Source organism: Chitinivorax tropicus (assembly GCF_014202905.1).
Taxonomy (GTDB): Bacteria; Pseudomonadota; Gammaproteobacteria; order Burkholderiales; family SCOH01; genus Chitinivorax; species Chitinivorax tropicus.
In genome coordinates this window covers 329,502-339,912 of the sequence record NZ_JACHHY010000001.1, presented here as the reverse complement: position 1 = coordinate 339,912, position 10,411 = coordinate 329,502, and the positions used below count along the sequence as shown (strand labels likewise).

Annotated in this window: 8 protein-coding genes and 1 pseudogene; 4 read left to right on the top strand and 5 right to left on the bottom strand. The window is 59.4% G+C overall.

What is annotated here, in order from left to right:
* Together HNQ59_RS01330 and HNQ59_RS01325 are read right to left on the bottom strand one after the other, a co-directional pair.
* Positions 1 to 1,157, bottom strand: a 1,157-nt coding sequence (locus tag HNQ59_RS01330; RefSeq protein ID WP_184034086.1) for a T6SS effector BTH_I2691 family protein, incomplete at its 3' end; no start/stop codon positions are given.
* On the bottom strand, positions 1,150 to 1,317 hold the full coding sequence (locus tag HNQ59_RS01325) for a hypothetical protein (RefSeq protein ID WP_184034084.1): 168 nt from the start codon (positions 1,315 to 1,317) through the stop codon (positions 1,150 to 1,152). The genes HNQ59_RS01330 and HNQ59_RS01325, both read right to left, overlap by 8 nt.
* A gap of 63 nt (positions 1,318 to 1,380) precedes the next feature.
* On the opposite strand from HNQ59_RS01325, the pseudogene HNQ59_RS19540 reads away from it, so the two are divergent.
* Positions 1,381 to 1,582, top strand: a pseudogene (locus HNQ59_RS19540) (IS481 family transposase); the annotation flags it as partial.
* An 83-nt stretch (positions 1,583 to 1,665) separates the two neighbouring features.
* Here HNQ59_RS19540 and HNQ59_RS01315 read toward each other — a convergent pair.
* Both HNQ59_RS01315 and HNQ59_RS01310 read right to left on the bottom strand, forming a co-directional pair.
* Positions 1,666 to 1,869, bottom strand: a complete 204-nt coding sequence (locus tag HNQ59_RS01315) for a tautomerase family protein (protein ID WP_184034083.1) — start codon at positions 1,867 to 1,869, stop codon at positions 1,666 to 1,668.
* A gap of 27 nt (positions 1,870 to 1,896) precedes the next feature.
* Positions 1,897 to 3,066, bottom strand: a complete 1,170-nt coding sequence (locus tag HNQ59_RS01310; protein WP_184034080.1) for a YbfB/YjiJ family MFS transporter — start codon at positions 3,064 to 3,066, stop codon at positions 1,897 to 1,899.
* 103 nt (positions 3,067 to 3,169) lie between these two features.
* Between HNQ59_RS01310 and HNQ59_RS01305 the strand changes: the two genes are divergently transcribed.
* The 3 genes from HNQ59_RS01305 (at position 3,170) to HNQ59_RS01295 (ending at position 5,574) form a co-directional block, all read left to right on the top strand.
* Positions 3,170 to 4,111, top strand: a complete 942-nt coding sequence (locus HNQ59_RS01305) for a LysR family transcriptional regulator (protein ID WP_184034079.1) — start codon at positions 3,170 to 3,172, stop codon at positions 4,109 to 4,111.
* A 160-nt stretch (positions 4,112 to 4,271) separates the two neighbouring features.
* A complete protein-coding gene (locus HNQ59_RS01300) occupies positions 4,272 to 4,763 on the top strand; it encodes a phasin family protein (protein WP_184034077.1) in 492 nt (163 codons plus the stop codon).
* Between the two features lie 163 nt (positions 4,764 to 4,926).
* Positions 4,927 to 5,574, top strand: a complete 648-nt coding sequence (locus HNQ59_RS01295; RefSeq protein WP_184034075.1) for a TetR/AcrR family transcriptional regulator — start codon at positions 4,927 to 4,929, stop codon at positions 5,572 to 5,574.
* Positions 5,575 to 5,613: 39 nt separating this feature from the next.
* Here the strand turns inward: HNQ59_RS01295 and HNQ59_RS01290 are convergent, their stop codons facing one another.
* Positions 5,614 to 10,362, bottom strand: coding sequence for an NAD-glutamate dehydrogenase (locus HNQ59_RS01290; RefSeq protein WP_184034072.1), 4,749 nt, complete (start codon positions 10,360 to 10,362; stop codon positions 5,614 to 5,616).
* Positions 10,363 to 10,411 lie beyond the last annotated feature (49 nt).

Genomic DNA, 10,411 nt, shown 5'->3' with positions numbered 1-10,411 from the left:
TGCCAGAGTTGTTCATGCTCTTCTTTGGTGTGGCCAGAGCCGCTTGCACAGATGACAAAGTAGTGCTCCAACGCCAGCCCATTGCCCGGGTCAGCTGGGTCGATGTCTTGATTGAGCACGTGCCCAAGCTGGGTGGATTTCATCCAGCCCACATAGTCCGTCGAGTATGTTTCGAGCTGTTTGGCCAGCTGTTGCTTGGTCTGTAGTTTTTTCAAGACCGGGTCATATTTGCGGTGATCCAGGTGTTTTTCATAACGCTGCCAGCCCTTGGCTTGGGCTTCGGCCCGGTCTTCTGGATCGGTTTCCCCCTTGCTGGCTTGGGCTTCGATATGTTGTTTCATTTCCATGATCAGGCTGGCCACCATCAGGTCCTCTCGTTCCGGCTGGGTCAGCTTGTCATCCAGGAGCAGTATCTGTTCAGCCAGACCATTGCGCGAGGCGTTGAGGGTGGCTGTGATGCCCACCGGGTCGAACAGCGCCATGATCAGGCCCTGCTTGCCCGTGGCGGACATCTGCTTCATCTGGTCGGGCAACCGTGTCAGATGGCCATTGTCGTTGAGCACCCCCGCTGTCAGCGGGCTGCGATTGAGTTGCCGGACGCGCATCTCATCAAAATTCGCCACCCATTGTTTCAAATTGGCCGGGCTGGCTGGCAGGGCGTGGGCGAAGGGGCTGTCGTCGAGTGCTGTGATCGCCTGCATCCGCATGGCGGGGTGCTTGGCGTGCCCATCGCGCACTGCCTTGGTCCAGCGGTGGCGGCTGAAGGCGATCCACACCGGCCCCCGGGTGTCTTCTATGCAGAGGGCCCGACCCGGCAGGCTGTTGTGCGCCTGATTGCTGCAGGTCTGGCGCAGGGGCTTGTCCGGCGGCGCGGCAGGCATGTCTTCCAGTGTCAGGTTGGGGTAGTACAGCATCGCCCCTTCCGGATCGACCAGATAGCCTTTCCATTGTTTGTTGGGGTAGAGCAGGTACACATAACCGGCCTCCAGCCCACGCAGGTAGTAGTCGTGCTGTTTCAGCACCTGCTGGGTGATGCCTGCTCCAAACGGTTCAGCCAGCTTGGGCAGCTGGGCCTGGAGCGCTTTGGGGGCCACGGCATACAGCACTGGAAACAGCGCGTAGCCTTTACGTTGACAGCGGTGACAGAGCTTACCCATGTGCGGTCTCTGCGAGGATTGGGTTCAGCAGCGATGCGAAGCCCTGCACCGTTTCAACGATCAGCGCATTCGGGTGGTTGGCGGGGACGGGCTGGAACAGACGGTTGGTCGCTGTGAATCGACCCAGCGCCTGACGGAACAGCAAGGCGAAGTTAGACATGCGTTTGCCGTCAAATATTGACGATTTATTATGCCATCAAGATAGGCGGGCGTCATGGTTGACCTGCCACAGATGGCCGATGAATCCAGCCGATACCATCTGTTTGTCGCCATCGATCGGGCCACACGCTGGGTGTTCATTGCCCGCTGATGCAGTCAGCTGCTTCCTCCGTGCCCTGCACAAAGCCTGTCCCTGCAAGATCCACCGGCTGCTGACGGATAATGGCAAGGAATTCACAGATCGGCTGTTCGTCGGCGGTGGACGGGGCCTTGGGGTCATGAAGGCATGGTATGCCGAACGACCAGAATTGTTTAACAGAAGACCTTGTCATCTTGCAGGGTTTGATAGCTAGCGCCCTGCTTGTCGGCGGATGGTCACGGTTTCGCCGCCGATTCCCCAGTTGTCGGTTTCAACTTCATCGATCACCACTACGGTGGTGTTCGGGTTTTTGTCCAGTACATCCACCAGCAATTGCGTCACGCCTTTGATCAATGCGGCTTTTTGCTCAGCGGTGGCACCCTCGCGGGTGATTTTGATGTTGACGTATGGCATGGGTCAGTCCTATGCGTGGTTGAATAATCAGGTCTGGGGCAGCTGCTGTGGCAGGGGCCGGGCGGGCTGTGCTGATTTGATCAGCAGTATCGCGCCCACCAGCAGGCTGCCTGCGGCGATTTCCAGCGAGTGGGCCATGCCCTGAGGATGGTGCGCCAGGCTGGCGGTGATCAGTGGGCCGATGATCTGGCCGGTGCCATAAACCAAAGTCAGCAAGCCCACGGTGCGGCTGCCGCCTAGTGGGTCGTATCGGCGTGCCAGGGTGACTGCCATGACGACAATGCCCAGAAAGGTGCTGCCTAGCAACAAAGCACCAAGCAGGACGCCTGGCAGGCCGCCGATATGTACCGGCGCCAGGATGCCGATGATCTGCAGCCCGTAGGCCAGCAGCAGGGCGCGAAGCTCACCGATGCGCTGCATCAGCCAGCTCCAGAACAAGGTGGATGGAATGGCTGCCAGGCCGACCAGCACCCAGCTGGCGGCGGCCCAATCTGCGAGGCCTGGTGTTTGCCGCACCAATGTCGGCAGGAAGGTGGCGCTGACAATGTAACCCAGCCCTGAACAGCCATAGCCCAGTGCTACCCAGGTCAGCTGTGAATTGGCTGGCCGCGCCGATGTGGGGCGTTGTGCGGAGGGGAGGGGAGGCTCGCTCAGCTGCATGGCGGGCCAGAGCGCCAGTGCGCACAGGCCTGCGGCTGCCCACCAGCCACTTTCCCAATGGCCTTGCATCTGGGTCAACAGGCTGACCAGCGTGCCGGAAAAGGCGATCCCCAGCCCCACCCCAGCATACAGCAAGCCGCTCAGTGCCATGCGATTGGCTTGTGCCAAATAGGCAAAGACAAAAGTGGAGGCATACACAAATGCAATGCCATTGCTGATGCCAGCCACAAACCGTAACACTGCCCAACTGGGCCAGCTTTGCACCAGCGGCATGCCAAGCAGGGTCAGGATGTTGATCAGCAGCGCGCCACGCAGCCAAGGCCTGCGTCTGCCCTGATAGCATATGGTGAACAGTGCGCCCAGCAGGTACCCCACATAATTGGCTGACGCCACCCAGCCCCCTTGCTTGAGCGACAGGCCTGATTCAACCATCAGCGGCAGGATCGGGGTGTAAGCAAAGCGGCCAATACCATGTACGATCATCACGCAGGCAATGCCCGCGAATAGTGTTTGGACGAGGGTCGGGGGGTGTTTCATCAAAGTTTCACGATTGAATTGGCTTGTGGGCAGTATAGGTAATTTCACATATCAACAGAAATGAATAATAATGATGGTTGCCATCATATTTTGAGATGCCAGGATGGATATCGTCAGCCTGAAAATATTTCATGCCGTAGCCGAGACGGGCAGTGTGACCCGGGCTGCTGAACAGCTGCACTATGTACAGTCGAATGTCACAGCCCGTATCAAACAGCTGGAGGCCTCACTGGGGGTGCGGTTGTTTCATCGCCAGCCTCGCCAGATGCAGCTGACGCCCTCCGGCGAGGTGTTGTTACGCTACGCTGCGCGCATCATCCGTTTGATGGAGGAGGCGCGGTCGGCGGTATCTGATCAGGGTTGCCCCCATGGCCCATTGACCTTGGGCACCATGGAGACCACGGCTGCCTCGCGTTTGCCAGCCATCCTGCCGCGCTACCATGCCCGGTACCCCGATGTGGAGCTGAATCTGCAGACTGGCACCACCGGCGAGCTGGTGCCAGCAGTGCTTGAGCTGAAGCTGACTGCTGCTCTGGTGGCGGCGCCGCTGTCACATCCGGATCTGGCACAGGATGTGGTGTTTCAAGAGGAGCTGGTACTGGTCACCAGCGCCAGTTGTGTAACCCAACCTAGCCCTGCCCAGATTGGCGAAATGGCAATCATGGTTTTCCGACCAGGGTGCATGTACCGTGCCAATCTGGAGCGATGGCTCGCCCATGTGGGCGCTATCCCACGGCGCAGCATGGTGTTTGGCTCCTTTGACGCCATCATGGGGTGTGTAGCGGCAGGCATGGGTATGTCGATGATGCCATTGTCGGTGGTGCAGCAGCATCGGCTGTACGGCGCGGTGCGTATCCACCCCATGCCCAAACAATTTGCCCATGCGCCGACTTTGCTGATCTATCGCCGTGACATGGCGTTGACCTCGGCCATGCGGGCATTCCGCGACTTGCTGCTGGAGCACCATGAGCCCTTGCCCATGGAGCCTGGATCAGACGGGCTGGCTGACCGGCACCCGATCATGCATGACAGCGTCTCGGCTTGATCTGAATCAAGCCCTGGCTGTGCGATTAGTGGCCCCCCTCTAGATTTGTTGCATAGACTAGATTCCATTGAAGCCGCGCCAGGTACACCTGGTTGGCAAGCAGTCCGGAAGGCGCCGTCTGGTGGCGTCATGCACAATCGATGATACAGAGGAGCCCATCATGGCCGTGGTCAAACAATTGAAGAATATCGCTGTCAACGTCACCGAAAACGATCTGATCAAGGGCACCAAGGATTCGGCCCAGCAAATCTGGCTGGCAGGCTTGGGCGCGTTTGCCAAGGCGCAATCCACTGGCAACAAGGTGTTTGAGGAGCTGGTGAAAGAAGGCGAAGCACTGCAAGCCAAGACACAGAAAGCTGTCAGCAAGCAGGTTTCCAAGGGCACCTCGAAGGCGACCGAGACCTGGGACAAGTTGGAGCAGGTGTTCCAAGATCGCGTGGCAGGGGTGGTAGCACGCCTGGGCGTGCCCAGCCGGAAGGAAGTGGCCGAATTGACGGAGCGGGTCGAAGAGCTGACCAAGCTGCTGGAAAAAGCCATCGTGGCGGAAAAGAAGGCCGCCAGTGTGGTGAAGAAAGCGGCATTGGAGGCGAAAGAGGTCACCGCTAAAAGCACGGCGCTGACCGCTGCCGAGTTGGAAGTCGCGTCACAATGAATCGACAACGGATCTGGGTGACAGGCGCTTGCCAGGCTGGTTGGCAGGGCAGTGGTTCTGGCCGTTGATCTGAGAGATGAAGTAGCGCTTTCCTCATGCCCGCCGGTCGGCGGGCTTTTTTTGGTGTAGATTGCCTGGACACCGATGACGTGCAAAACAAGCCATGGACCCCAAACCCAAGCGCCAGACCAAAGCGCGGATTCTCGATGTGAGTCTGACACGATTCAATGCTGTTGGTGAGTCCAATGTGACCACCACCGAGATCGGCGAGCTGCTGAACATCAGCCCTGGCAATCTCTACTATCACTTCAAGAACAAAGAAGCGATTGTCGATGCCTTGTTCGAGCAATTCCGTCAGGAGTTCCATCAGTCGCTGGCCTTGGATGCCCATGCCAACGCCTCACTGGAAGACCTGTGGTTGTACCTGCACTTGTTGTTTCAATTGGCGTGGAAGTACCGGTTTCTTTACCGTGATCCGGTGAATGTGGTGTCGCGTTATGCAGGCGTGGCCAGCAGACTGAAACAGATCATCGGCTTGCAGGCGCGGTCGGTGGCGGGCATCCTGACCAGCCTGGCCGCCAGTGGCGAGCTGCGGGCCAGCCAGCATCAGCTGCAGACGCTGACGGTGAATATGTTGGTGATCGCCAATCAGTGGTTGTCCTTCGAATACGTGCGGCAGCCACGGCAGGCGCTGGATAGCGAGGTGATGGCCAATGGTGTATATCAAACCATGTCGCTGGTGTCGCCCTTGTTGAGCGAGGAGGCGCAGCTGGTGTTCGATCATCTGGCGGGGCAGTATCTGGCGCAATGAAAAAAGCGGGCTTGGCCCGCTTTTTTCATGAGCTTGGTGTCACGCGAAACGGATTCGCAATTCACGCAATGCAGCAGACAACATGGTGATGTCGGTACGCTTCTCGCTCATCAACTCATTGAGCAGCGCCCGAGCACCCTGGATGCCATCGTGCTTGGCAGCCAGCCAGTGATCGACGGTGCCCAGTTTCAGCACCCGCTCGACCAATGCACGTTGCTCGCGGTACAGCTCGTCCCGCAGCGACATGCGTGCCAGGGTCTGCCAGCGTGATTCGCGGGGCAGGGCGTCGATATTGGCGCGCAGCCAGGTCAGCGACAGCAGTTCATCCACACGGAAGTAGCTGACGGCGACTTCTTCCACGCTCCGGCCCTCTTGCTTGGCCAGCAGAACCACATCCAGCAGCGCGACCACCACGTCCAGATAACCCAGACGCTTGGCCAGATCAGCAGGAATGCCATTTTGCTCAAAGCCTTGCACCAGGTTGCGCAGGTCATCACGATAGCCCAGCCATTGTGAAGCCTGCGCCAAGGCTGCCTGGAAGTCGGAACGGATGCCATCCAGCGTGCTGCTCAGGTCTGGATTGGCCAAGCGCTCACGCAGCACCCAGCGGGTCAGGCGCTCCAGTTGCTTCCGCAGCTCAAGGTGCAATGCATGTTGTGCGCTGGCTGTGGCTTGGCCGTCCAGCGCATCGATGTCCTGCCAGAACTGTTCGGCAGCCAGCAGGCGGCAGGCGTCGCGCCAAGCCAGGACGATGTCAGCGCTGGAGGCGTCGGTTTCCTCGCGCAGTCGCACCACAAAGGTGCAGCCCATGCGGTTGATCGTCTCATTGATGACATGGTTGGCAATGATTTCGCGTTTCAGCGCGTGGCTCCGCATGCCATCCGCAAAACGTTCACCGAGCACTGTCGGGAAGTATTCGAACAGTAGCTGATCCATGCCAGCGGCGTCTGGCAGGGAGCTGGCCAGGATGTCCTGATACAGATCGATCTTGGAATAGGCCAGCAGCACAGCCAGCTCGGGCTTGGTCATGCCCTGTTGCTTGGTGCGGCGCTCAGCCAGGATGTCGTCGCTTGGTAGATATTCCAGGCGGCGAGACAGCTTGCCAGCCTTTTCCAGATTGTGCATCAGGCGGATATGCGCGGGCAGCAGCGACAGCGATTGCTCTGCTTCAAGGCTGATGGCTTGGGTCTGCAAGTAGTTGTTGTTCAACACCAGCTGCGCCACCTCGTCAGTCATGTCGGCCAGCAGCTGATTGCGCTGCTTCAGCGTCATATCGCCAGCCTGCATCAGCCCGGTCAGCAGAATCTTGATGTTGACCTCGTGATCGGAGCAATCCACCCCGCCCGAATTGTCGATCGCATCGGTGTAGATGCGGCCACCGGTGAGTGCGAATTCAACTCGGCCCAGCTGCGTGCAGCCCAGGTTGCCCCCTTCGCCCACAACCTTGCAGCGCAGCTCGCCACCATTGACGCGGATGGCGTCGTTGGCGCGGTCGGCGGCCTCTGTGTGCGTCTGGGTGGCGGCTTTCACATAGGTGCCGATCCCGCCGTTGTACAGTAGATCGACCGGGGCCTTCAGAATGGCATTCATCAGCTCGGCTGGGGTCAGGCTGTCTGCCTCGACCTGCAACATGGCTTTCACCGGTGCGGACAGCGGTATGGTTTTAGCGCTGCGGGAGAAGATGCCACCGCCCTCTGAAATGACCTCTTTGCTGTAGTCCTCCCAACTGGAGCGGGGCAGGGCGAACATGCGCTGGCGCTCTTTGAAGCTCAAGGCTGGATCGGGGTTGGGGTCGAGGAAGATATGCATGTGGTTGAACGCCGCCACCAGCTTGATGAAGGGACTGTTCAACATGCCATTGCCGAATACGTCACCGGCCATGTCGCCAATGCCAGCCACAGTGAAGACCTCTTGTTGCGTATCCAGACCCATCTCACGGAATTGGCGCTTGACCGACTCCCAGGCGCCGCGTGCAGTGATGCCCATCTTCTTGTGGTCGTAACCCGCCGAGCCGCCTGATGCAAACGCATCATCCAGCCAGAAGCCGTATTCCTGCGATACGCTGTTGGCAATGTCGGAGAAGGTGGCAGTGCCTTTGTCGGCGGCCACCACCAGATAGGGATCGTCCGGATCACGCCGCACCACGTCCAATGGGGGCACGACCTTGCCTTCCTTGAGGTTGTCGGTGACATCCAGCAGGCCACGGATGAAGGTCTTGTAGCATTCCACGCCCTCGTGCTGGATGGCGTCGCGATCCATACCCGGCACCAAGTGCTTGCACACAAAGCCGCCTTTCGAGCCTACCGGCACGATCACAGTGTTTTTCACCATCTGCGCTTTGACCAGGCCCAGCACCTCGGTGCGGAAGTCCTCCTTGCGGTCCGACCAGCGCAGGCCTCCGCGGGCGACTTTGCCGCCCCGCAGGTGCACGCCCTCGACACGTGGCGAGTAGACCCAGATCTCGAACATCGGCACGGGTTGCGGCATGTTGGGAATGTCGCGTGGCGAGAGCTTGAACGAAATATAGGATTTGGGCTGGCCGTCGGCGGCAGCCTGATAGAAGTTGGTGCGCAGCGTGGCTTTCATCACGCTGAACAGCCCCGACAGAATCCGCTCGTCATCCACGCTGTCAACTTTCTGCAGCGCATCCTTCAATTCGCTCTGCAGTGCATCGATATCGTGTTTGCCTGCTTGCGCCGGGTCAAACATTGCGTTGAACAGCCCGGTCAGCCGTTTGGCCAGCTCGGCGTGGCGTGCCAGTGTGTCCGCCAGGGTTTCGATGGTGTAATTGAAACCGATCTGGCGCAGATACTTCGAATACGCGCGCAGCACCACCACCTCGCGCCAGGGCAGGCTGGCAAGCAAGACCAGGCGGTTGAATGGATCGTTCTCGGCCAGACCAGTGAATGTGGCAGCGAAGGCTTGCTGGAACGCACGTCGTGCTTCGGTCTCCTGTAACAGGCCAGCCTGCGGCATGCGCAGGCCGATGTCGGTGATGGAAACAGTGCGGCCATCGTCCAGCAACAGCTTGTAAGGCCGCTCGTCAGATACGCGCACGCCCAGGTTCTCCAGCAGCGGCAAGCTGTCGGACAGCTCGATGGGCTGGGAGCGATACAACTTCAGGCGGATCAGGCTGGTGTCGGACGGATTGGGTGCGGACAGTGCCAGCTCCAACGGGTGGCCCGCCAGGCAGGATTCGATGCGGTCGATGTCAACCACGGCGTTGCGGGCGTTGAAGTCAGCCAGGTAGGCTGCCGGGAAGCTGTGTTGATAGCGACGCAATAGCGCATTGCCACGCTCCTCGCCGGCATGTTGCAGCAGATTGTCGCGCAGGTCGTCCGCCCAGCGGCGGGAGGCCGCCACGATCTGGGCTTCCACCTCACGGGCGACATAGCTCAGCTCTGCGCCAGTCGGGATGCGCACGATGAAATGGATGCGCGCCAGGGCGGCATCCGACAGCATGACGTTGAATTCCGCACTGATGCCATTGAAGGTGTTGAGCAGGATCTGCTGCATCTTGATGCGCACATCAGTGTTGTAGGCATCGCGCGGCAGGTAGACCAGCGCCGATACATAGCGCCGGAAGATGTCCTCACGGATGAACACCCGCACCCGTGCCCGCTCCTGCAGGTTCACCACGCCCAATGCGATCTGGAACAGCGTGTCCTCGCTGGTTTCGATCAGCTCGTCACGTGGATAGGTCTCCAGCACATTCAACAGCGCCTTGGCCTTGTGGCTGTTCGGCAACAGGCCGCTCAGCTGCATCACGCTGTCGATCTTGTCGGACAACAGCGGGATCTGATGCGGCGGGGTGTTGTAGGCGGCTGCGGTATACAGACCAAGGAAGCGATATTCACCAATGGCATTGCCTTGATCGTCGAAACGACGGATCGCGATCACGTCCAGATAGCCGGCACGGTGGACGGTCGAGCGTGAGTTCGATTTGGTCAAGACCAGCAATTGCTGGGCTTGTGCGTGCTTGGGGTTGCGCAACTCGATCGGCAGAGCTTTGAAGCTGGCCGACAGCTTTTTGTCTTTTGCCTCACGCAACAGGCCCAGGCCGGATTCGGCCACGATCTGCAATTGCGGGCCTTGTTCGTCTTCTGCCAGGGCATATTCACGGAAACCCAGAAACACAAAATGCTCGTCCCGTAGCCAGGTCAGGTAGTCTTTGGCCTGCTCGGATTGGGCATGCTGGCCGGGTAGGCTGCCGATGACACTTTCCAACTGTCTGGCCATGGCTGGCCAGTCTTCAACGCAGGCGCGTAGCTGTGTCAGTGCGGCGTGCAGGGCTTGGTGGATTTCATCCAGCTGCCCCCGGCCACTGATACGGTCGATTTCGACATGCATCCAGGACTCGGCACGGTTGTCCGCCGCGTCAAAGCCGGACAGTTGGCCCTTGGCGTCGCGATTGGTATCGAAGATGGGGTGGACGATCAGATGGATGTTCAGGCCCAGGCGCTGCAAGGTCAGGCTGACGGTATCCACAAGGAAGGGCATATCATCGTTGATGATCTCGACGACTGTGTGCGAGGTCTGCCAGTTGTCTTCGTTGAAGCTGGGATTGTAGACGCGTAGCTTGAGCTCGCCTGCGGCACGTTTGGCGCCGAATTGATAGTGGGCGAGGGCAGCGCCATACCAGTCGAGCGCTTCACGGCTCTCCAGGTCCTCGGTGGCGACAAGGCGGTAATACTGTTCGAGAAAACTCGTCAGCCCAGGGGCTGCGTTGCCGTTACCGGCGGCACAAATCTGGTCGAGTAGCTTGGTTGCGACGATATCGCTCTGCATGTGGGGGTCTCCTCTCAGAAGCTGTCCCAAAGCCGCTGTTGTGACCGGG

Bases quoted from the DNA above. Each gene is read 5' to 3' on its own strand.
- HNQ59_RS01325 (WP_184034084.1), bottom strand. From the start codon at position 1,317: ATGTCTAACTTCGCCTTGCTGTTCCGTCAGGCGCTGGGTCGATTCACA.
- HNQ59_RS01315 (WP_184034083.1), bottom strand. From the start codon at position 1,869: ATGCCATACGTCAACATCAAAATCACCCGCGAGGGTGCCACCGCTGAG.
- HNQ59_RS01310 (WP_184034080.1), bottom strand. From the start codon at position 3,066: ATGAAACACCCCCCGACCCTCGTCCAAACACTATTCGCGGGCATTGCC.
- HNQ59_RS01305 (WP_184034079.1), top strand. From the start codon at position 3,170: ATGGATATCGTCAGCCTGAAAATATTTCATGCCGTAGCCGAGACGGGC.
- HNQ59_RS01300 (WP_184034077.1), top strand. From the start codon at position 4,272: ATGGCCGTGGTCAAACAATTGAAGAATATCGCTGTCAACGTCACCGAA.
- HNQ59_RS01295 (WP_184034075.1), top strand. From the start codon at position 4,927: ATGGACCCCAAACCCAAGCGCCAGACCAAAGCGCGGATTCTCGATGTG.
- HNQ59_RS01290 (WP_184034072.1), bottom strand. From the start codon at position 10,362: ATGCAGAGCGATATCGTCGCAACCAAGCTACTCGACCAGATTTGTGCC.